18 protein-coding genes are annotated in these 21,876 nt (G+C 64.1%); 11 read left to right on the top strand and 7 right to left on the bottom strand.

Annotated features, from left to right (window positions below; genetic code table 11):
* The first annotated feature begins 172 nt into the window (after positions 1 to 172).
* Complete coding sequence (locus NTD88_RS06890) at positions 173 to 1,504, top strand: diguanylate cyclase (protein ID WP_262156224.1); 1,332 nt, start codon at positions 173 to 175, stop codon at positions 1,502 to 1,504.
* A 50-nt stretch (positions 1,505 to 1,554) separates the two neighbouring features.
* On the opposite strand, the gene cprA is transcribed toward NTD88_RS06890, so the two are convergent.
* The 7 genes from cprA to NTD88_RS06925 form a co-directional block, all read right to left on the bottom strand.
* Complete coding sequence (gene cprA, locus NTD88_RS06895) at positions 1,555 to 2,685, bottom strand: cationic peptide resistance protein CprA (RefSeq protein ID WP_262156225.1); 1,131 nt, start codon at positions 2,683 to 2,685, stop codon at positions 1,555 to 1,557.
* Between the two features lie 389 nt (positions 2,686 to 3,074).
* The gene (locus NTD88_RS06900; RefSeq protein ID WP_262156226.1) at positions 3,075 to 4,040 is read right to left on the bottom strand and encodes a polysaccharide pyruvyl transferase family protein; all 966 of its coding nucleotides are present in this window, start codon (positions 4,038 to 4,040) and stop codon (positions 3,075 to 3,077) included.
* 4 nt (positions 4,041 to 4,044) lie between these two features.
* The gene (locus NTD88_RS06905) at positions 4,045 to 4,782 is read right to left on the bottom strand and encodes a glycosyltransferase family 32 protein (RefSeq protein ID WP_262156227.1); all 738 of its coding nucleotides are present in this window, start codon (positions 4,780 to 4,782) and stop codon (positions 4,045 to 4,047) included.
* Entirely contained in the window at positions 4,779 to 6,029 is a 1,251-nt protein-coding gene (locus tag NTD88_RS06910; protein WP_262156228.1) for a capsule biosynthesis protein, read from the bottom strand. Before NTD88_RS06910 ends, NTD88_RS06905 begins: the two co-directional genes overlap by 4 nt.
* A 189-nt stretch (positions 6,030 to 6,218) precedes the next feature.
* Positions 6,219 to 8,027: an ABC transporter ATP-binding protein/permease gene (locus NTD88_RS06915; protein WP_262156229.1), complete on the bottom strand. Its 1,809-nt coding sequence runs from the start codon at positions 8,025 to 8,027 to the stop codon at positions 6,219 to 6,221.
* Positions 8,028 to 8,096: 69 nt separating this feature from the next.
* Positions 8,097 to 9,320: an MFS transporter gene (locus NTD88_RS06920; RefSeq protein ID WP_262156230.1), complete on the bottom strand. Its 1,224-nt coding sequence runs from the start codon at positions 9,318 to 9,320 to the stop codon at positions 8,097 to 8,099.
* Between the two features lie 31 nt (positions 9,321 to 9,351).
* Positions 9,352 to 10,599, bottom strand: coding sequence for an MFS transporter (locus NTD88_RS06925; RefSeq protein ID WP_262156231.1), 1,248 nt, complete (start codon positions 10,597 to 10,599; stop codon positions 9,352 to 9,354).
* A 186-nt stretch (positions 10,600 to 10,785) separates the two neighbouring features.
* Here NTD88_RS06925 and NTD88_RS06930 point away from each other — a divergent pair, with 186 nt between their 5' ends.
* From NTD88_RS06930 to NTD88_RS06975, 10 genes are all read left to right on the top strand, one after another.
* The gene (locus tag NTD88_RS06930) at positions 10,786 to 11,688 is read left to right on the top strand and encodes a LysR family transcriptional regulator (protein WP_262156232.1); all 903 of its coding nucleotides are present in this window, start codon (positions 10,786 to 10,788) and stop codon (positions 11,686 to 11,688) included.
* A 188-nt stretch (positions 11,689 to 11,876) separates the two neighbouring features.
* Positions 11,877 to 13,214 carry an NAD(P)/FAD-dependent oxidoreductase gene (locus NTD88_RS06935; protein ID WP_262156233.1) on the top strand — a complete coding sequence of 446 codons (1,338 nt, stop codon included), beginning with the start codon at positions 11,877 to 11,879 and terminating at the stop codon, positions 13,212 to 13,214.
* 130 nt (positions 13,215 to 13,344) lie between these two features.
* The gene (locus NTD88_RS06940) at positions 13,345 to 14,376 is read left to right on the top strand and encodes an ABC transporter substrate-binding protein (protein WP_262156234.1); all 1,032 of its coding nucleotides are present in this window, start codon (positions 13,345 to 13,347) and stop codon (positions 14,374 to 14,376) included.
* Positions 14,377 to 14,389: 13 nt separating this feature from the next.
* Positions 14,390 to 15,424: an ABC transporter substrate-binding protein gene (locus NTD88_RS06945; protein WP_095153419.1), complete on the top strand. Its 1,035-nt coding sequence runs from the start codon at positions 14,390 to 14,392 to the stop codon at positions 15,422 to 15,424.
* A gap of 97 nt (positions 15,425 to 15,521) precedes the next feature.
* Entirely contained in the window at positions 15,522 to 16,604 is a 1,083-nt protein-coding gene (locus NTD88_RS06950) for an ABC transporter ATP-binding protein (RefSeq protein WP_177454381.1), read from the top strand.
* Positions 16,601 to 17,482 (top strand): ABC transporter permease, encoded by an 882-nt coding sequence (locus tag NTD88_RS06955; RefSeq protein ID WP_262156235.1) that lies wholly within the window; start codon positions 16,601 to 16,603, stop codon positions 17,480 to 17,482. The genes NTD88_RS06950 and NTD88_RS06955 overlap by 4 nt, the downstream gene beginning before the upstream one ends.
* A 4-nt stretch (positions 17,483 to 17,486) precedes the next feature.
* A complete protein-coding gene (locus NTD88_RS06960) occupies positions 17,487 to 18,302 on the top strand; it encodes an ABC transporter permease (protein WP_262156236.1) in 816 nt (271 codons plus the stop codon).
* Positions 18,299 to 19,783, top strand: a complete 1,485-nt coding sequence (locus NTD88_RS06965; protein ID WP_262156237.1) for a 2Fe-2S iron-sulfur cluster-binding protein — start codon at positions 18,299 to 18,301, stop codon at positions 19,781 to 19,783. Before NTD88_RS06960 ends, NTD88_RS06965 begins: the two co-directional genes overlap by 4 nt.
* Entirely contained in the window at positions 19,780 to 20,949 is a 1,170-nt protein-coding gene (locus NTD88_RS06970; protein WP_262127854.1) for an NAD(P)/FAD-dependent oxidoreductase, read from the top strand. Before NTD88_RS06965 ends, NTD88_RS06970 begins: the two co-directional genes overlap by 4 nt.
* Positions 20,950 to 21,010: 61 nt before the next feature.
* Positions 21,011 to 21,802: an IclR family transcriptional regulator gene (locus tag NTD88_RS06975; protein ID WP_095153415.1), complete on the top strand. Its 792-nt coding sequence runs from the start codon at positions 21,011 to 21,013 to the stop codon at positions 21,800 to 21,802.
* Positions 21,803 to 21,876 lie beyond the last annotated feature (74 nt).

Raw genomic sequence — 21,876 nt, forward strand, 5'->3', positions numbered from 1 at the left:
ATGGCCAAAAGCCTTTTAGCCGCTTCAGTTCAAAGACTTTCAGGGTCTTCGTGCAATAGAATGCCCGGCTGGCGGACGCGGTACGGTTCGCCAGCACGCTTTTTGCTGAACTGAAAATAGGCCCCACATGCCCAGCGTCGCTCCAGAAATACAAGCCAGGGAATGGCACAACATGGTTGCGCATTTTCCCGGCGCACTCATTCAATCGTTGAAGAGCCTGGTCGAAAGCAACAAGGTCACCCTTGCCGCTCGCTTCTATGAACACATGCTGGCGGACCCCAACGCCTCGCTGATCCTGTCCCACGACGAGGTCAAGAACCGCCTCGGCAGTTCGATGCAGGCCTGGCTGGTCAAGGTCTATTCGGCGTCCGCCGAGGGTGACTTCCTGCCCCTGGTGGCCCTGCAAAAGCAGGTCGGCGAAGTTCACGCGCGCATCGACGTCCCGCTGCACCTGGTGCTGAGCGGTGCGCGCAACCTGAAAAAGCAGTTGTTCCAACTGATCATTCAGCAGGACTGGCCTGTGGAAGACCGGGCGCAAGCGCTGCACCTGGCCAGCGAAAGCATGGACCTGGCCATGGAAATCATGAGCCACGCCTATTCCCGCTCCCATGACCGCAACTCGCGCAACGAAGAAGGCTACCGGCTGTTCTCGGTGCTGCAGAACATCACCACCGAGCGCGAACGCCAGCGCGGCGCCTTGCTCGATTGGGAAAACAGCCTGATGTTCGACCTGGTGATGGGCTCCAACGGCGTCAACCTGCCCCGGCTGGCGGCCTCGGATTTCGGCCTGTGGTTCCGTCACAAAGGCGCCTATGCCTTCCAGAACACCGATGAGAGCAACCAGATCCTGCAGATCATCCGCAACATGGACGAGGTGCTTCTGCCGATGTTCCTGGCCGCCTCGGAGGCGTCGCGGATGGGCCTGCTGCGGGAAATCCGCGACCAGACCAAGAGCCTGATGTTCAACCTCGACAGCCTGTTCAACACCGCGAATGAACTGGAAAGCGGCCGTGACGTGCTGACGCGCATGCTCAACCGCAAATTTCTGCCAGTGGTGATCGGCAATGAAATCACCATTGCGCAGAAGACCGGGCAGCGCTTCTCGGTACTGTCCATCGATATCGACCATTTCAAATCGATCAACGACAACTTCGGCCACGACGCCGGCGACATGATTCTCCAGCAGACCGCGGAAATCCTCAGCAGCCACAGCCGCGCGGGCGATTACGTGTTCCGCATGGGCGGCGAAGAGTTCCTGATGATCCTGGTGGACATCAACGACAACAACGCGCTGAAAGTCGCGGAGAAACTGCGCCGCAAGATCGAAGAGGAAAAACTGCAACTCACCGACGGCAGGAAGCATCGGGTGACGGTGAGTATCGGCGTGGCGACGTACAACGGTCACCCGGACTACCAGCACCTGCTGCGCCAGGCCGACCAGGCGATGTACCAGGCCAAGCAGAGCGGGCGCAACCGGGTGGTGGCGTTCGACGAGATAGCCTGAGGCGGTTGATCTTCGGCGCGCAGCGCAAGGCCGCGCGCTGAAGCTGGGCGTTACTTGAAGTCGGCTTGCATCTGCGTGGCGATGCTTACGCCGCTGGACGACTGCACGCACACGCCCAGGTAGTCGGTGAAGCGCGGCGGCATGGCAATCCCTTCATTGATCAGCCGGCTGTTGTCGAACAGGTAGTTCAGGTCGGCAAAGCCGCTGTACAGGCGCAACGCCCGCAGGACCAGACGCGGGTTGGCCGGGCCGATGCGCGATTCGAAGTCGCCGGCCAGTTGCTTGAGGTCGTCCACGCCGATCTTGCGGTAGCGCTCGCCCACCGGCGCCGCGCCGTTGGCCTGGGCGAAGGCGGCGTCGATTTCGGCGAAGGTGCAGGCCGCCTGATGCCCGGCGGAGATGTGGTAGAGGTCGTGTTCCAGGGTTGGCTTGAGCGTCAGGCCGATCAGCGCTTCGGCGCAGTAGTCGACGGGGATCACGTCGATCTGCTCCTCCAATCCGCAGGTGAAACTCTCCAGGGCAAAGCCCATGCGGAACACCCAAAAAATACTGCCGGACGCCTGACAGCCGAGGGTCCGGTGCCCCACGACAATCGACGGCCGCGCGACCACCAGCGGCAGGCCGGGCAGTTCCTCGCTCATGCGCCGTTCGATTTCCGCCTTGGACGCGGTGTAGTCCACCAGTTGCTCGCGCGCTTCGGGAAACACCCAGGACTCGCTGATCGGCGAGGCCTGTTGCGGGCCGCAGCACATCGCGGTGCCGACGTGAAGGAAGCGCTTGAGGCGCTTGGAACGGCTCATGACCTCGGCGAAGGCGAAGGTGCCTTCGACGTTCACCGGCCAGATGGTCGGGTTCTTCGAAAACGACGCTACTGCGGCGCAGTTGATCACACGGTCGATCTGCATCAGGCGTGGCGTTTCGCGGGGCAGCCAGGTGGTGTCGAGGAAGTCGCCGCAGATGATTTGCGCAGGTTCCAGCGCCAGGCTGGCGGCTTCGCTGACGCCGTGTTGGCGCAGGTTGTCGCGCAGGCGTTGCAGACCTTGTTCGCGGTTTTCGGCACGCACCAGAAACGACAGGTTCGCGCCTTGGCCCTCGGCGATCAGTTGGGCGCTTACCGAACCGCCGAGAAAACCGGTGGCGCCGGTCAGCAGAATGCGTTCCAGGGTCGTATTCGAAGTCATATGTTCACCAGTTGATAAGCGGGTTACCCATGTTTCATGGCGAACACATTGCGCCGGGAACTTCTGGATTAACCTGGATTGAGGTTGGTTGAAACTTTCGGCCGCGCGAAACCGTTCGCCTCGAGAACTTTGAGTCGAGGTCGGCAGGGTCTTGATTGACGGAGCGGCGCTGGCCGTGGGGCCTGTGGCGTTTTCACCCGGGAAGGGGCGGCGAGTTATTGTTGCGGTAACTTCGGGCCGTTTCAATTAACGAAAGTGTCAAACCGATGAAAGAATTTTAATAACGGTTTGATGACAGGGGCGGGGTTAATTGCTGTGGGGTGTCTTTGTTGCGGACTTATTCATCCCAGTGGGATCTGGCTGGAGCACAAATGTACTCCACCCTTGTTTCAGCGCAAAAAGAGCAGCGGGTCACCCGTCAATCGACCCACGGGCTGCGCATTCAATTCGGCACGCAATTGGTCAACCCGCTCATAAAGCTGATCCACCCGCTGGGCCAGCACAGCATCCGTGCTGAGCATCCCTGGCGTCTGCGCCAACGCGCGCAATTGCTGGGCGAGCCGTCTGCCTGCGGCGTGCGCCCGGAATGACGGCAGCGTTATGCGTTTCCACTTCTCGCGGCCGAGGCCGATCCGGCTCAGGTGCACCTTGAGCACTTTGCCGACGTGATAGCGCAGCGGGCGATCCTCGCTGAAGCGGTCCGGATCGTAGAAGCCGGGCAGGGCGCGTACCTGGGGATCCAGGTCGAACATCTCCGCCCAATCCAGCCACTTGTCGGCGTTGAACTGGCCGCCGAAGGCGAAGCCTTGCCAGGGCACTCGAACAATGTCCGCGAGGATCGCCCCGTGCATGGCTTCGGTCAGCACCAACCGCGCGCCGGCCACTGCTGTCATGAACTGCGCCGCCGGTAGCAGCGGCGATACGAAACGGGCCCCGGCGCGTTCGCAAACCTGCTGCCAATCCACATAACGCAGCGAACGATGGTGGGGCACGACCACTATCTCGCCGTGCGGCTGGCGCAGGGACGCCCAGTCCAGGCTGGCGAGCAGGTAGGCGGAATCCGCCACCGCCCGGTCCGGGTCGAGCCCCAGCGCCCGCGCGGTACGCTGGCCGCGCACCGCATGGAAACTCCAGCGTTCGTCGAGGGCGGGGACCGGGCCGTATCCGGCGCCGGAACCCATGACCAGAATCTTTCGCGCATCCGCCACACGACGGCAGAAGTGCTCGTTCAATATGGTGCCGACGCCCAGTACCGCAGCGCCTTTCTGCTGGACGTCACCGAGCAGGGCGGGCCAGATCCATTCGTTCAATTCGTCGCCCACATTGGCGCTGCCTGCGGCAAAAACGGCTTTCACGGGTTCACTCTCCAAAGGCTTGGGCAAGCCGGGCGGCTACCGTGTAGCGACACAGTTGCAGGCCATGGCCAAGGTTGCCCGGCGCTTTGCGCAGTGCGCGCCATGTGCGGCTGAGCGCGCTTTTGCGCTCTCGATTGCGCCAGCTTCCGGCGTACAGGTGCCGGGCGACGGGCTGGATGCCAACTGGCGCCTGATGGCGTGGGTCGGCAAAGACCCCGACCGGGCATACCCGGTCCCAGCCGATTACTTGTTCGTGCTCGACGCCGGCAAAACCCTTGGCAAGCAGCAGGCGACTGACCTCGTTGACGTTGACCAGGCTGGAAAGCCGGGTTTCGTCGAAGCGCTGCCGGTCGTAGTAGGCAAGCATCGCGTTGGGTAGCCAGTGGCCGGGCGCGGCGCCTATCACCGAGGTGCCGAAGCGGTCGTCCCATTCCAGGCCGATGAAGAAATCGTTGTCGAGCAGGTCGTCGAACGCACCCAGCACCTCGACGTCGGTGTCCAGGTAGATGCCGCCTTCACGGTGCAGCACCTGCATGCGCACGTAGTCGGCGACGAAGGCATAGCGTTTGGCGGTATAGGCCGCCGCGGTGAAGGTATGGCTGTAGACGTCGAAGTTGCTTTCGTCCCAGCGCACCAGCTCGTAGTCCGGCAGGTGGTAGGCCCAGGACGCGAGGCAGCGGCGTGCCAGCACGGGCATCGGTTTGCCGCCGAACCAGCAGTAGTGGATTTTCTTGGCGATCACCCCAGGGTTCCTTCCAGTCGAGTGGTAGGCAGTGGCTGCCCGTGGATCAGGCGGTCAATGGCCTCGGCGGTCTTGCGCTGGCCGTGGACGCCGTGGGAGAGGTGGTAGTCGGCGAATGCCCGGGCGCTGCGCAGCGCCTGTTGGTAGTGCCCGCACAGCCAGGCGAGACGGTCGTCGAGCATTTCCAGGCTGGTCACGCACTCGCCAAAGAAGCGGGTCTGTTCGAGGTCATCTTCGTCCTCGCTGGTGTTGATGTAGATGACCGGACGGCTCGCCAGGCTGGCCTCCAGCGCGGCGTTGGACATGATGCTGAGCACCACGGAACTCTGTTCGAGCGCCTCGGCCAGGGGCATGTCCGGCGACAGCAGGCGCAGGTTCGACGGCGCTGCCGAGGCGTCTTTCCAGAACGTCATCGGGCTTCGCGGGTGCGGTTTGAAACTGACGGGAACGTCCGGATGGCGGGCCGCCCAGTCGCGGATCAGCGCGTAGGTGCGCTGATAGCCGGGGCGCTTTTCCTTGTCGGGGCCCACGCCCAGCACCAGTACGTGCGGGTCCTTGGTGGCCGGCGGCATGTCGTAGCGCTGATCGATCAGGTAGGAACCGGTGAGAATGGCCTGGGTGGTGCCGAAGCGCAGCGTCCGGCGTTGCAGCGCCGCCAGCGAGCTTTGCCCAAACAGCAGGTAGTAGTCGTAGTCGGTCATGCTCAACCGGCGCGAACGCTCGACGGTGGTAGCGTGGGCCAGTTGCGCCAGGTGTTTGTCCTGGGCATTGAGGGACAAGCGCAGAAACGGGGTGACCAGGCTGCCATGCCGCTCGCTCAGCACCAGCCCCGGCTGGTGATGCCGCGCCAGCCATTCGGCGTAAGCGGCATGGGCGTAGTAACGCAGTGGCACCTTGGCCGATGGGCGATACAGCAGTTTCTGTCGGATGGCCACGTCGAGCGGCTCGATGGCGGCTTCGACCACTTCGTGACCGCGCTCGCGCAGCGCTTTGATCAGCCCGTTCTTGCGCCGCTGCGCCAGCAGTTTCGGCGAGCCGTGAAGCACCAGTATTCGCTTGGCAGCGCTGTCCGGGGCGGTGCTCGCGCGTAGTCGCGCGCCGATGCCGTACTTGAAATCGAGGATCGCATCACGCACGACCCGCACGGCTGCGCCGATCAGCCCATAACGTTCACGCCAGAGTGCCCAGCGATAGGCGTCGAGCTGGCGGGCGCGGATTTGCCAGAGGTCTGTGGTTTGATTGGTCATCGAAGTTGCTTAGCTTGCTATTGACCAAAAAATGCTAACAGCGTCCGGGATCCAATTTTGTCAGTGCTAAGTAAGGTTTAAGTAAATTACAGCGCTGCCGATAAGACATTGCGGACTTCTGCTTTTCAAAATGCCAAGCATCGCGCAATCCATTGTTAAGCTTCGGCCTTTGCCCGGCGGGCGGTTGTGTTAGTCCACTTTTTCCGCCATTTCGTGGACCTTCCACGCCCCGTTGCCATCCAGCTCCAGATGATGGCTATGGAACCCCGCCAGCGTGGCGCGGTGGCCGACGCTCACCAGCACGCTGTCGCCCATGCGCTCGCGCAGCAGCGAATAGAGTGCGTGTTCCAGACCTTCGTCCATGGCCGACGTCGATTCGTCGAGGAAGACGATCCGCGGCTGGTTGACCAGCACCCGGGCGAATGCCAGACGCTGCTGCTCGCCGATGGACAGGATGCGCGCCCAGTCATCGCTGATACCCAGCTTGTCCGCGAGATGCGCAAGATTGACCTGGCGCAAGGCCTGCCGCAGGCGCTCGTCGTCGGTCGGCGAACCGGTGGCCGGATAGGCGACGGCGGTGCGCAGTTCGCCCAGTGGCAGGTAAGGCCGCTGCGACAGAAACAGCGCCGCCGTGCCACCCGGGCAACGCACTTCACCTTCGGCATACGGCCAGAGTCCGGCGACGGCGCGGAGCAGGGTGGTCTTGCCGCAACCGGAAGGGCCTTTGATCAGCAATGACTGGCCGGGGGCGAGGCGCAGGTTGAGGTTGTCCAGCAGGTGATGGCCATCGGGGCGCAGCACCTGCAGAGCGCGGATCTCCAGAGCCTCGGCCTGGTTCACGCGCAATACCTGCGGCAATTCCCGGGCCTGTTCGTTGGCATCGAGAAAACCGGTCAGCCGGTCCAGTGTCGCCCGGTACTGGGCAAAGGCATCGTAGGACGAGCGGAAGAACGACAGCGAATCCTGCACCTGGCCGAAGGCCTGGGACGTCTGCATCACGTCCCCCAGCTTGATCGCCCCGCTGAAAAAGCGTGGAGCCTGGAGAATGAACGGAAACACCACGGCCACCTGGCTGACGGACAGGTTGAAGCCATCGAACTTCAGGCTCCGGAACACCAGCGCCCAGACATTGCCGATCAAGGCCATGAAGCGGCCGAGCAAGGTGTCCCGCTCGATCGTCGAGCCCTGATAGAACGCCACGTTTTCCGCGTATTCGCGCAGCCGCATCAGCGCATAGCGGAAGTTGGCGGTGAGTTTTTCGTTGAGGAAGTTGAGGCGGATAAGCGGTTTGCCGAGCTTGAACGCAATCCAGGTGGCGATCAGCACATAGACGTACACCGCGAACACCATGGCGCGCGGCACCTCCACGCCGGCGACCGTCAAGGGCGCCGACAGGCCCCAGAGAATCGCGGTGAAGGCCACCAACGACACCAAGGCGCTGACCGCGCCCAGGGTGAGCGTCACCGAACCGGTCACGAAGGTATTCACGTCCAGTTCGATACGCTGGTCCGGGTTGTCGACCGGGTGTTCGAGAAACTGGCCGCGATAGTAGGCATCGCCGTCCATCCAGTCACGGGTCAGGCGCTCGGTGAGCCAGGTGCGCCAGCGGATGCTGAAGGCCTGGGTCACGTAATAAGTGAACAGTTCGCGCAGCACATGAATGGTCGCCAGCACCGCGAACACCCCGAGCAAATACCAGAACGCCACTTCATCCAGTCCTTGCAAAGCGCTGTAGAAGCCGTTGTACCAGAAGGAAAAAAGCACGTTCAGGCGCACTGCAAACAGCGTCAGCAACAGCAGCAGACTGAACACCAGCATCGGCCGCCAACTGTGTCGCGGGCGCAGGTACGGCCCGGCGATCTGCCAGAACTGCTGGCCCCAACGGGTAAAGCGCACCACCAGCGTGGCGCAGACCGCGAGCGAGATGAAGGTGATGAGTGACGCGATCGCCAGCCAGCGCAGGCTCTCCTGCAATGCTTGATGCCAGTCCATTTCCATCGGCGGAGTTCCACGCAAAGTTTGAGCTGAGCGTAGATGAGTCGCGGCGTGGGATGGGTGAAGGAATCTTTAATGACGCAAAGGCGGGCCGATCTGGCCGCGCTGGCTTCGCCACACCAGTCGCCCAAGGGTAATCGCCCAATTGACCAGGGCAATCAGCAGAACCAGTTGCAACAACGCCGGCATGCCCGCGTGGACGATGATCGAGCCGGCCAGCAACGGAAAACCGAAAACCCCGACGAAGTAGGCAAGGCTGAACAGCAGCAGCGACTGTGCGGTATGACCGACCGGCGCTTCATTGGCCGCCAGGCCGTTGATCACCGAATAGGTCAGGCCGTAGCCGACGCCGAGGACGACGGCGGCAAGCAAATAGGTGGCGGCACTGTCGACCAGGAACATGAACATCAGCACCGAGACCACCATCAATGCGGTCAGCACGCAGGCGGTGCGGTAAGGATCGCGCTTGACGATAAACCCGGCGATCAGCAGCCGGCAGGAAATCGCGGCAGACATAAAACCAAGGAAAAACAACGAGTAATCCAGATATTTTAGCGTGGCGTATGAAGTCTGGAAGCTGGAAAGCCCACCGAAGATCGCGCCGCCCAGGCCCACCATGAGAATGGCGAAGGCCGCTTTGGAGCCCAGCACCGAGCGTGCGGCGGCGGGGGTGATCCGGCACACCACCACCGGCCCGAGATTCGCTTGCTGTTGCCGAATCCGCGGGCCCATCAGCAGGAACAGGGCGCCGCCCAGCAAGCTTGTCACCGCCGCGACAACAAAGGCCGCCGCCACTGGATACCCCAGCGCTTCCGACAGTCGCCCGACCAGGGGGCCGGTGCCGATGCCGGTCATCATGCTGCCCGACAGCAGGGCGAAGTACTTAACCCGACGCGCCGGCTCGATGATCATTGCGACGATGATCGGCCCCAGGGTGTAAAAAACGCCCCAGCCAAAACCGAGCAACAGGCCGAACAGCAAGAGCGCGGTGCCGCCGCCGGGCACCAGGGCAAAGCCAAGGCAGGCGGCGGCGAGGAAGACCGCGCCGGTTGCGATGGCTTTCGGCGCGCCCATCCTGTCGGTCAGGTGCCCGGAAAAGATCACGGCGAGGAAGGTGCTGAGCATCGCCACGGAAATCACCGAGCCCGCATCGGACTCGCTGCCGCCATGGGCACTGAGCATCTTTGCCAGCAGGAAGGTGGTGCCGTAGGACAGTGAAAGCAGGTAGCTGCTCAGGCAAAACGTGCCGAACAACCCAGGCGCGGGCACCGCGCCTGTATCGGATACCGAGGACATCGTGTTCTCCGTGAGTGACAAGGCGCGTCATCTAATCACGGCTTTCTCGCAGGACAGGTGTGAGATCGCTGGAGTGAAGATGCTGCCCGCCCGATGTATCCGCCGTTGTCGCCGCGAAGCCGTGGTGCCGGGCCGCCCACACCACCACCAGCGTCGCGGTCAGCAGCACCAGCAACGCCGGCGGGAAGGCGCCGACACCGAAGCGGTCCAGCAACACGCCACCGAAAATGCCGCCACCGGCGATCGCCAGGTTCCAGGCCGTGACCAGCATCGACTGCGCGACATCGGCGGCGTCCCCGGCGGTATGCGCCAGGCTGGTCTGCAACAGCGTGGCCACGCCGCCGAAGGCCAGGCCCCAGACGGCCACCGCCACATACACCAGCGCCGGAACATCACTCGCCACGGCGAGTGCCAGCACTGCCAGGCCGAACAGCACCGTGCTGGCCAAGGTGAGTGCGCGCAGATAACGGTCGATCAGCACGCCGATGATCCAGATGCCCAGCAGCGAGGTCACGCCGAACACCAGCAGCACCAGGCCGGTGCTCGCGGCCATATCCGCCGCCGCGAGGAAGGGCGCGATGTAGGTGTAGAGGATGTTGTGCGCCAACACGAAGGCCAGCACCACGAACAGCACCGAACGCACGCCCGCCAGGCGGAACACCTGCCCCAGCGAGCGCTGCTGGCTCGCCGTCTGCCCGGCGAAATCCGGCACCTTGAGCCGCACCCAGAGCATCAAACCCAGCGCCAGAACGCTCATGATGCCGAAACACAGGCGCCAGCCCAGCAGTGTGCCGAGCGCGGTGCCGGCCGGCACGCCGAGCGCCAGCGCCACCGGCGTACCGACCATCGCGATGGCGATGGCCCGGCCTTTCTGGTGCTCGGGCACCATGCGCGCGGCGTAGCCCGCGATCAGCGCCCACAGCAGGCCGGCGGACATGCCGGCGAGAAAGCGCGCCACCAGCGTCAGGACATAGTTACCGGAGAGGGCGGTGAGGGTATTGGCGACGACGAAACCGGCAATCGCCACCAGCAGCAGCGGGCGCCGACGGAGGCCCTGGGTCAGGGTGATGAGCGGGATCGCCGCCAGCAGCGAGCCGATCGCATAGACCGTGACAAGCTGCCCGGCCAGCGCCTCGGAAATCTCCAGGCCGGCGCTGATCTGCGGTAGCAAGCCGGCCGGCAGCGCTTCGGTCAGGACCGTGACGAAGCCTGCCAGCGCCAGGGCCAGGAGGGCGGCAATCGGTAAGGGGTGGTGTGTGGGGTTGCTTGGTTGTGGCATGGGTATCTATGCATCTCGTGGTTGTGTGGAAGGGATTCAGTGCTCTTTAGATCTAGCGCCGCTTGCCAGCGATGGGGGAACCCCCGAAATGCACCTGCTACACACAATAGAAATCCGGCGATTAAAGAAAAACCCGAGTAGAGTTCCTTGCTCTACGGACACAGGTGTCCGCAATCGAGGTGTTGTATGGACCGCTTGAATGGATTCGCCGTCTTCGTCCAGGTCGCGGAAACTCGAAGCTTTGTCGCTGCCGGCAGGCTGTTGGGCGTTTCAGCGTCCGCCGTCGGCAAGAGCGTGGCGCGTCTGGAAGAACGCCTGGGCGTTCGCCTGTTCCACCGCAGTACGCGCAGCGTCACGCTGACCGCGGAGGGGTCGCTGTTCCTTGAGCGCAGTCGGCGCATCCTGTCCGAAATCGAGGCGGCGGAATTGGAGTTGTCCGAGGCCAGCGCCGCGCCACGCGGGCGGTTGCGCGTGAGCCTGCCGCTGGTGAGTCCGCTGGTGTTGCCGGTGCTCGCCGACTTTATGCGCGAGTATCCCGACATCGAACTGGACCTGGATTTCACCGACCGGCTGGTCGATGTGATCGAGGAGGGCTTCGACGCCGTGGTGCGCACAGGAGAACCCTGCGACTCGCGCCTGACCGCCCGCCGCCTGGGCGCCTTCCGCTCAATCCTGGTCGCCGCCCCCGCGTACCTGGCGCGCCGCGGTACACCCCGGGTGCCCGAGGACCTGCTGCAACACACCTGTCTCCACTTCCGCTTTCCCTACAGCGGCAAGCTCGAACCCTGGACGCTGCAACTGGCGCCAGGCGCGGCCGAGTTGCAACTGCCCACCTCGATGATCTGCAACAACATCGAGACTCGGGTGCACTTCGTGCTGAAGGGGCTGGGCATCGCCTGCCTGCCGGACTTTTCCATCCGCGAGTTGCTTGCCGATGGCCAACTCGTGCCGGTGCTGGATGACCATGTGGGGCGCACGGGTGTGTTCAATGTGCTGTGGCCGGCGAGCAAGCACGCGTCGCCGAAAGTCCGGGTGTTCGTCGATTACCTGTGCGCCCGGGTGTTTCCTGCACACGATACGGGCCGCTAAACCCCCGTCCGGGCGCTCTGGCGCCTGATATCGCCTGTTCGCTGTCCTGCCTTACGCCGCCTCGGGAATCCGGGACGGCGTTTTTGTTTTGCACGGCTCTCAAGATTTTCGATTGACATGAATCACTATCTGATCGAATATTTCGCTCAAGTGATTTATGTATATCGCACAGCGATACGGAGAATAAATTGTACGATCCACTGGTCAATGCGCACCCAGGCGTCGGATTGCCACATTCCGCGTCCTACTGGGTAGATACGGCGGGCACCGCACCGCAGGATGATGGGCCGGTTTCCGGGGCCATGGACGTTGAGGTCGCGATCATTGGCGCCGGTTACACGGGCTTGAGTTGCGCGCTGCACCTGGCCCGCGAGCACGGCATTCGCGCCGTGGTCCTCGAGGCGAATCAGGTGGCTTGGGGCTGCAGCGGTCGCAATGGCAGCTTCGCCCGCATTTCCGGCGGCCGGGTGCCGCTGGCCGAACTGATCGAGCGCTATGGCGCCAGCACGGCCAAAGCCTATTTCGAGGAAATGTCGGCAGGCTTGAACACGGTGCGCGGGCTGATCCGTGAAGGGCAGATCGACTGCGATGCGCAGCCGGACGGCGTATTCAAGGTCGCCAGTCATGCCGGGCATGTGGCGGCGCTCAAGCGTGAAGTCAGTCTCTACAACGACGTCTTGAACTACGGCGCCCGCTTTGTCGACGGGGCCCAGGTGCACGGGGTGCACAGCGGTGCGGAGGCTTTCGGGGCGCTGTACATGCCGGACGGTTTTTCCATGCACCCGTTGAAGCTGGCGTGGGGCATCCAGCGCCTGGCTCGCGAAGCCGGGGCCAAGGTCCATGTGGCCTCGCCGGTGACTGACTGGCACAGCGACAACGGCCGGCACCGGCTGGTGACGCCGGGCGGCGTAGTGACGGCCCGTCGCGTGGTGGTGGCCACCAACGGCTACACCTCCGGCGCGCTGAACAAGGCCACGGCCGGCCGGGTGTTGCCGGTCCATTCGCAGATCATCGTGACGCGCCCGCTGACCGCCGACGAGAAACGCCAGAGCCTGGCCGGCAGCGAATGCATGTTCGATACCCGCAACCTGCTCTCGTATTACCGCCGTCTGCCGGACGACCGCATTCTGTTCGGCGGCCGCAGCGCCATCACCGGCCGCGACGCGGAAAACCCGCGCCATCGGCAAAACCTGCACGACGCGCTGTGCCGCAAGTTCCCCGCGTTGCAGGGCATCGAGGTGGATTACAACTGGGGCGGCTGGGTGGCGGTCAGCGAAAACTCCCTGCCGTTCATTTGCCGCGTGCCAGGCCTGGACAACGTGTTCTCCGGTGGCGGTTATGCCGGCAGCGGCGTGTCGTTCTCGGTGCAGACCGGCAAGCGCCTGGCGCAGATGGTGGCCGGTGACGAGCAGCCCACGGGCATCGATTTTCTCCATCAGAGCCCGAGGCGTTTTCCGTTTCAGCCGTTTCTGCGGATCGGCCAGCGAATGGCCTACGCCTGGTACCGTTTCAAGGATGCGCAGTAAGCAGCGAGACAGGCCCGGAGTGGCCAGCGAGGCAGACGAGCAACGTCTCCCGGTATAACAACAGCAACAGGGGCAGCAACGCCCGGCGTTCGATTCAACTGTCTAATTACAATAACCTCAGGAGTTGAAAATGCGATCAACCAACAAGCGAATGGCGGGGCTGGCATTGACCCTGTCCTTGTGTGCCGTGGCCCAGGTGCAGGCCGCGGGGAGCGTGACCTTTGCCGGCTGGGGCGGCGCGCTGCAGGACGCCGAGCGCAAGGCGTACCTCAAGCCCGCGGAAGAAGCGCTGGGCATCAAGATCCAGGAAGACAACATGGATGGCCTGGCCGCCGTGCGCGCCCAGGTGATGTCGGGCAAGCCCAAGTGGGACGTGGTCGAGCTGGCGTCCAACGATTGCGTGCTGGCGCAAGAACAGGGGCTGACCGAGCCGCTGGACTACTCGGTGATCAGCACCGAAGGCGTGGCGGCAAATTTCTACGGCAAGAACTGGATCGCCAGCAACGCCTATTCCACCGTGCTGGCCTGGGCCAACGATGCCGGCGACACCACGCCGAAAACCTGGAAAGCCTTCTTCGACCCCGAGGTGAAAGCCTCGCGTTCGATGTACCGGCAGCCCTATACCACGCTCGAACTGGCGCTGATTGCCGACGGCGTGTCGCCCAAGGCGCTGTACCCGCTGGATGTCGACCGGGCCTTCAAAGTGCTCGAACGCATCAAGCCGCAAGTCATCAACTGGTGGCGCAGCGGCACCGACTCCGCGCAACTGCTGCGTAGCCGTGAAGTGGACGCGCTGGCGATCTGGGCCTCGCGGGTCGATGAGTTGAAGCAGTCCGGCGATGACGTCGACTACACCTACGACCATGCCTTGCTCGACTACGATTGCGTGGTCGTGCCTAAAGGCGCGCCGAACAAAGCGCTGGCGATGAAACTGATCGCCGAAATCATGAAGCCGCACAGCCAGGCGACCCTGGTGACCCTGATCCCCAACCCGCCGATCAACGTCAAGGCCTATGACACCGAGATCATCCCCGCCGCCATGGCCGCGACGCTGCCGACGGCGCCGGCCAACCTCGACAAGGTGGTGTTCTTCGACCCGGTCTGGTGGCAGGCGCATCAGGCTGAAGTACAACGTCGTTTCGACCTGTTCATCCAGAATTGACAAGGCGGCCACTATGAAGACTCTCAAGAAAAGCCTGTTTCAGGGGGCCGTCGTCGCCGCGTTGACGATGGCCGCGAGTTCCGCGGTGCTGGCCGACAGCCTGACCTTCTCCGGTTGGGGCGGCGCGTTGCAGGACGCCGAGCGCAAGGCCTACCTCGAGCCCGCCGCGAAGGCGCTGGGCATCACCATCAAGGAAGACAACATGGACGGCCTGGCCGCCGTTCGTGCCCAGGTCATGTCGGGCAAGCCGAAGTGGGATGTGGTGGAACTGGGTAGCACCGAGTGCGCCCAGGCCCAGCAGGAAGGGCTGGCCGAGCCGTTGGACTATTCGGTGATCGATGCCACCCATGTCGACAAATCGGTGGTTGCCAGCCACTGGATCGCCAGTCACGCCTACGCAACCGTGGTTGCCTGGGCCGAAGACAGCGGCGCACCGGTAGCGAAAAACTGGCAGCAATTCTTCGATCCGCAGGTCAAGGGCGCCCGTGCCCTCTACCGTCAGCCCTGGCTGACCATGGAAGCGGCGTTGCTCGGCGATGGCGTGGCGCCAAAAGACCTGTACCCGCTGGATGTGGAGCGAGCGATCAAGGTGCTCACCCGGATCAAGCCGCAGGTCGCCAACTGGTGGAGCGCGGGCGCCGATTCGGCGCAGTTGCTGCGCAGCCGCGAGGTGGATTTCCTGGCGATCTGGAACGGTCGCGTCGCCGAGGTCAAGGCCAGCGGTGACAAGGTCAATTACAGCTTCGACGGCGCGCTATTGAGCCATGACTGCCTGATCGTGCCCAAGGGTTCGCCCAACAAGGCGCTGGCGATGAAGCTGATCGCCGAGATCATCAAGCCTGAAAGCCAGGCGGCCCTGGCCACGCTGATCCCGTATTCGCCGGTGAATGCCAAGGCCTACGAGCTGCCGGTGATTACCGAGGAACTGGCCGCGCGCCTGCCGACCTCGCCGCAGAACATCGACAAGGTGGTCACGGTGTCGCCCGAGTGGTGGGTGGCGAATCAGGAAGCGGTGCGCCAGCGGTTCGCCTTGTTCCTCGCCAACTGATCCGCCGCAGGTGATGTGAGAAGTGGGGCGGGGCGCCCAAGGCCCCCCACCTTCGATAAAAAGGACGCTGGACGTCCGAATTGTGCCGAGTGTGAGCATGTCCGAAGACGCTAAACTTTCGATGTCCATCGACATTGAAAACCTGACCAAGACCTACGACAGCTTTGCTGCGTTGGATGATGTCTCGCTGTCGATCAAGAGCGGCGAATTCCTCTCCTTGCTCGGTTCTTCCGGTTCCGGCAAGACCACCTTGCTGATGGCCCTGGCCGGGTTCGTCCGGCCCGACGCCGGGAGTATTCGCTTCGGCGGTCGCGAGATGATCTTCGAGCCGCCGCACAAGCGCGACGTCGGCATGATGTTCCAGAGCTACGCGCTGTTCCCGCACATGAACGTGTTCCAGAACGTCGCCTACCCGTTGAAGCTGCGCGGCTACAGCCGTGCGGACATTCGCCAGCGGGTCGAGCAGGCGCTGGCCACGGTGGAGCTGGATCACCTGATCGAGCGCGGTATCACCGAAATGTCCGGTGGTCAGCGCCAGCGCATCGCCCTGGCCCGCGCCATCGTCTTCGAGCCGAAGATCCTGTTGATGGACGAGCCGCTCTCGGCCCTCGACAAACGCCTGCGCGAAACCATGCAACTGGAATTGCGCCGCCTGCACGAGCGCCTGGGCATGACTGTGGTCTACGTCACCCACGACCAGCGCGAAGCCCTGACCATGTCGGACCGCATCGCGGTGATGAGCAAGGGCCGGATTCGCCAGATCGACACGCCGATCAACCTCTACGAGCGCCCGGCGAACCGCTTCATTGCCGAGTTCGTCGGCGAGTCGTCCTGCCTGCCGGTCACCCTGCAGGACGGCAAGGTGCAGTTTCAGGGCCGCCCGTTGCGTGCCGCCGGCATCGCCGCGGGACTGAAGAACCCGAGCCTGGTGGTGCGCCCGGAAAAACTCCAGTTCGTGACCGCCAACGCCGCCGACTACAACCTGCTGCACGGCAACGTCACCGATGTGATTTTCCAGGGCGAAAGCCAGTTGGTGCAGATTGACCTGGGGCAGGGCATGGCTGTGGCGATCCGCCAGCCCACCCGCAGTTCCGAAAGCGGCCGCCTGCCGGCCCGTGGCGAGAGCGTGGTGCTCGGCCTGCACCTGCAAGACACCCTGGTGGTGGGAGACGAGCAATGAGCGGCGGCGGATCGGTTGCGCGCAATGCGCGCGAGCTGCGCAGCGCGGAACGGCGGCAACGCTGGTTCCTGTTCGGCTCCGGGCTGCCGGCGCTGCTGCTGGTACTGCTGACCTTCGTGCTGCCGATCGGCTGGCTGTTCTGGCTGTCGCTGTTCGATGCCAATGGCCAGTTGACGGTGGAGAACTACACCCGGCTGCTGGAGCCGATCTATGTGCTGACCTTCGTCCAGACCTTCAAGATCAGCATCATCGTCACCGTCGCCTGTGTGCTGATCGGCTACCCCTACGCCTATTTCATGATCAAGGGCCCGCGCTGGCTGGCCAACCTGGCGATGGGCCTGTTGCTGGTGTCGCTGTGGACCTCGCTGCTGGTGCGCACCTATGCCTGGCTGATCATCCTGCAGCGTCGCGGCATGGCCAATGACCTGCTGATGAGCCTGGGCCTGACCGACGCGCCGCTGCCGCTGGTGCACAACCTGACCGGCACGGTGATCGGCATGGTGCACATCATGCTGCCGTTCATGATCCTGCCGCTGTTCGCCGCGATGAAGAGCATCGACCCGATCTACAACCAGGCGGCCGCAGCCTTCGGCGCGTCGCCGTCCCGGGCCTTCCGCGATGTGTTCCTGCCGCTGTCGCTGCCGGGCCTCGCCGCGGGCGCGACCCTGGTGTTCGTCATCACCCTCGGTTTCTACGTCACCCCGGCATTGCTGGGCGGCGGCAAGGTGCAGATGATCTCGATGCGGATCGAGAGCGATGTGTCGATGTACGCCAACTGGGGCGCGGCCTCGTCGCTGGGTGTGGTGCTGCTGGTGGCCACCCTGCTCATGCTGTTTATCGTCAAGAGGAGCGCGGGCCTTGGCCGGCGCAGCGAGTGAGATCATGGCCCGACTGAAACAAACCCTGACGGATGCGCTGCGCGCCTCCTGGCTGTACCTGCTGGTGCTGGTGACGATGCTGTTCCTGGTGCTGCCGACGCTGATCGTGATCCCGATGTCGTTGTCCGATGCGCGCTACCTGAACTTCCCGCCGAAGTCCTTCAGCATCGAGCCGTTCTTCAGCTATTTCGCCTCGCTGGAATGGCGCGCGGCAACCACGGTCTCGCTCATTACCGCGACCCTGACCATGCTGCTGGCGACAACCCTGGGCACCGCCGCGGCGTATTCGCTGCACGTCACCCAGTCGCGGCTTTCGGGGGTGCTGCGCGGCCTGTTGATGGCGCCGATGATCGTCCCGACCATCTTCATCGCCATTGGCCTGTTCTTCGTCTATGCGCGGCTCGACCTGAACAACACCATCCCCGGCCTGGTGCTGGCGCATACGCTGCTGGCCTTGCCGTACGTGGTGATCAACGTCAGTGCCGGGCTGCGCAGCTACGACATGACCCAGGAACAGGCGGCCTGCATCCTCGGCGCCACCCGGTTGCGGGCGTTTTTCGACGTGACCTTGCCGCAGATCCGCTTTTCGGTGATCGCCGCGGCGATGTTCGCCTTCGCCATTTCCCTCGATGAAGCGGTGATCTCGCTGTTCATCAGTGGCGGCGACAGTTCCACCCTGACCAAGCGCATGTTCAGCTCGCTGCGCTCGGAGATCGACCCGCTGATCGCTGTGGTCGCGACGCTGATGACCCTGCTGTCGATCATCATGCTGTGCATCAGCATCATGGCGCAGCGCGAGGCCCGGAGGAACGCCGCATGAGCCGCCGCGTCAACCTGCGCCTCGGGCACGCCGCAACCGCCAGCGTCGAGTTCTACTGGAACGGCCGTGCGCTGCAGGGCCGTCAGGGCGAGAGCGTCGCGGTGGCGTTGCTGGCCAACGGTATTCGCACCCTCGCCTGGAGCCGCAAGTCGCACCGTCCGCTGGGGTATTCCGGCAACTACGTCGCCGGCGTGCTGGCGCGGGTCAACGGTGTGCCGAACATGCGCCTGGACCTGCTGCCGGTGACGGCCGGCGCACGGGTGGAAATGCAGAACTGCTGGCCGACCCCGACGTTCGACCTGTTGCGGCTGTCGCGGCTGATCCCGGCGGGCTGGATTCAGGGCGGTTTCGAACACACCAACCTGGTGCCCAGCGGCACGGCGCTGTTCCAGCGCTGGGAGGCGCTGCTGGCGTTTCTCGCGGGCTCAGCCAAACCGGCTGAGCGCACCGGCGAGGTGGCCGTGCCTGCGGCGCAGCACCTGAGTGCCGACGTGCTGGTAATCGGTGGCGGGCCGGCGGGTTGTGCTGCGGCCAATCAGGCGGCGGCCGGCGGACGTGATGTATTGCTGGTGACCCGCGGCCAGTCGCTGGCCCGTTTTGCCTGCGCCGCAGGCGTGGCCCGGCCGGTGCTGGACCCACGGGTGCGCCTGGTGACGGGCGTCGAAGTGTTCGGTGCCTATCGTGAAGGCGAGCTGCTGCTTGCCGCGCCTGAAGACCCGGCGCAAGGCGCGCTGGCCCTTGAGGCGGATGAAGTGATTCTGGCCAGCGGCCGCCGCGCTTGCCCGCCCGTGGTTCCGGGCATGTGGCTGCCCGGAGTGATGGAGGTACGCACGGCGCTGATCATGGCCCATCAACAGGCAGTCGCGCCGGGCGCACGGGTGGTGGTGGTCGGCAATGGCGACCAGCAGGCGGTGGCCAGCCGTTTGGGCGAACTGGGCGTGAACGTGGTGGCCGCGCTGCCGGTGGCTGGGCTGCGCCAGGTAGTGGGGCACCACCAGGTCACGGCGGCGCTGTTCGACGAAGCGATTCCGTGCGATGCGCTGGTTCATGCCGGTCCGTGGTTGACCGAAGCCAGCCTGACCTTCCAGAGTCGCGCCGAAGGTTTGCTGCAATTGCGCGAGCAACGCCAGAGCCGTCTGCGTACGGTGGGTTCAGCGAGCGAAACCGATCAGCCGTTGCCGGTGGCCGCGCGATCGCGGCACGCGGCGTTGTTGTGCCCGTGCTTCGACGTGTCCTGTCATGAAGTCGAGGCCCTGATCGCCCAGGGCATTACCGACCTGGAAGTGATCAAGCGCCTGACGTCCTGCGGCATGGGCCCTTGTCAGGGGCAACCTTGTTGGGATTTGTTGCGGGCGCTGGTCAGTGCCCGTAGCGGTATCGCCCTGACGGCATTGGCCCGTCCGACGCTGCGCCCGCCACGCCGTGCCTTGACCGTTGCCCAGGCCGCCGGCCTGGCTGCGGTTGTCGAGCCACTGCAATGAATGCCGTCAAGCCATTGCCTGGCAAGGCATCGATCATCATCGTCGGCGCGGGGATCCAGGGCCTGTCGCTGGCGTTCAACCTGACGGAACTGGGCGTGCGCGACATCCTCGTGCTCGATGCCGGTTACTGGCAGGGCGGCGCTTCGGGCCGCAACGGCACGCTGATTCGCGGCGCGTTCAGTTCGCCGGAGTGGACGCGCTTCTTCGCCCATTCCTGCCACCTGTGGCAGGGGCTGTCGAAACGCCTGGGCGAGAACGTCATGTATTCGCGCCGTGGCTACACCATGGTCGGCGAGCGGGACACCACGGCGGCGCTGCTGGAACGCACGCGGCAAGTGCACAAGGATTGCGGCATCACCTCCGGCCTGCTGAGCCCGGCGCAACTGCGCGAAGTGCTGCCGGCCCTGGCCCACGAACGGGTGAGCGCGGCCTTGCACCTGCCCGACAGTGGCGTGGCGCCGCACCATGCCGCCATGCATGCCTATCGGCAGGCGTGCGAGGCACGCGGAGTGACCATCCACTACCGCACCGAGGTCACCGCCATCGACCAGAGCGCCGGGCGGATTTCCGGGGTGAGGGTAGGGCAGCAGTGGATTGCCAGCGACACCGTGGTCCTCGCCGGCGGCGCCGAAAGCAATCGCCTGGCGCAACTGGCGGGGGTGGCGCTGGACGGTTACCCGATGCGCCTGGAAGCCATGGCGCTGGAACCGACCCGGCCCCTGATCGGTCCCGCCGTCGCGCTGCTGGATCGGCTCTGCTACATGCACCAGACTGCGCGCGGCGAAGTGGTGGGCGGCGCCGAAGTCGCCGAACGACCACAGCACACCTTGAATGCCGATGTGCCAGTAATGGCGGCGACGGCACGGGCGTATCTGGAGATGTTTCCGCAGTTGGGCCATGCGCGGATCTTGCGTCAATGGGCCGGCCTGGTGCATATCTCCAAGGATTTCGGGCCGCTGTTGGGGGCCCATCAGCAACTGCCGGGGCTGTTTGTCAGCGCGGGCTGGTGTTACGGCCATGCCGGTGCACCGGCCGCCGGGGAATTACTGGCCAAGGCCATCGTCAGCGGCGAGGTGGATGAGCGCATGCGCCCCTTCGCGGTGGACAGGTTTGAACGCAACGCGCCGGTCGTGGAACCTGGCATTGTCTTGAGTCATTTCGAATGAAACACAGCGTTGAAAGCACCGTGATAACCGCGTTTTTCGCGGCAAAAACAAGGAAAACCCCATGAGTACTGCAGAAGACTCGCCACTGTTCATTACTGCTTTGTCCAAGGGGCTGGCGATCCTGACGGCGTTCCGTGCCGGACGCCCGAGCATGAGTCTGATCGAATTGGCCGAGGCGACGGGGCTGAACAAAAGCACCGTGCAACGTTCGGCCTTCACCCTCGAAGCGCTGGGTTACCTGTACAAGGAGCCCGTGACCAAGCGCTTGCGCCTGGCGCCCAAGTCACTCGACCTGGGCACCGGCTACCTGCAGACCAGCGAGTTGATCGAGCGTGCCAACCCGTACCTGCACGAACTCAACCGCAACGTCGAGGAAAGCTGCAACCTGCTTGAACCGTGCGGGCTGGACATGCTCTACGTCGCCCGTTTCCCGAGCCACAAGCAGATCGCCATTCATATGCCGCTGGGCCGCCACCTGCCGATGTACTGCACCTCGGCGGGGCGCGCCTACCTCGCGGCACTGCCGGAGGCGGAAGCGGACGCGATCCTGATCGCCTCCGAGCGTCAGGGCTACACCGCGAGCACGGTCACCGACCTGGACGCCTTGCGCACGATGGTCGCCGAGGCCCGCCGCGAAGGCTATGCCTACGCCCAGGAAGAGTATTTCGCCGGGGATATCAGCGTCGCCGCCGCAGTGGTCAACGCCGATGGCTACCCGCTGGGGGCGGTCAACATCTCCGTGCCCTTCAGCCGCTGGAACCTGGAAGACGCGCGCAAGCAACTGGCACCTAAAGTGATCAATACCGCGCGCACCATCGCCAGCGCGACACGCAGTTTACGTCCCGTGGGCTAGCGCCCCCGGGCAACATCTTTCGACCCGCACACACCGTCGCCAGCCCAGGCTGGCGGTATAGGTGCCCAATTGCC

Source organism: Pseudomonas sp. 20P_3.2_Bac5 (genome assembly GCF_025466035.1).
Lineage (GTDB): Bacteria > Pseudomonadota > Gammaproteobacteria > Pseudomonadales > Pseudomonadaceae > Aquipseudomonas.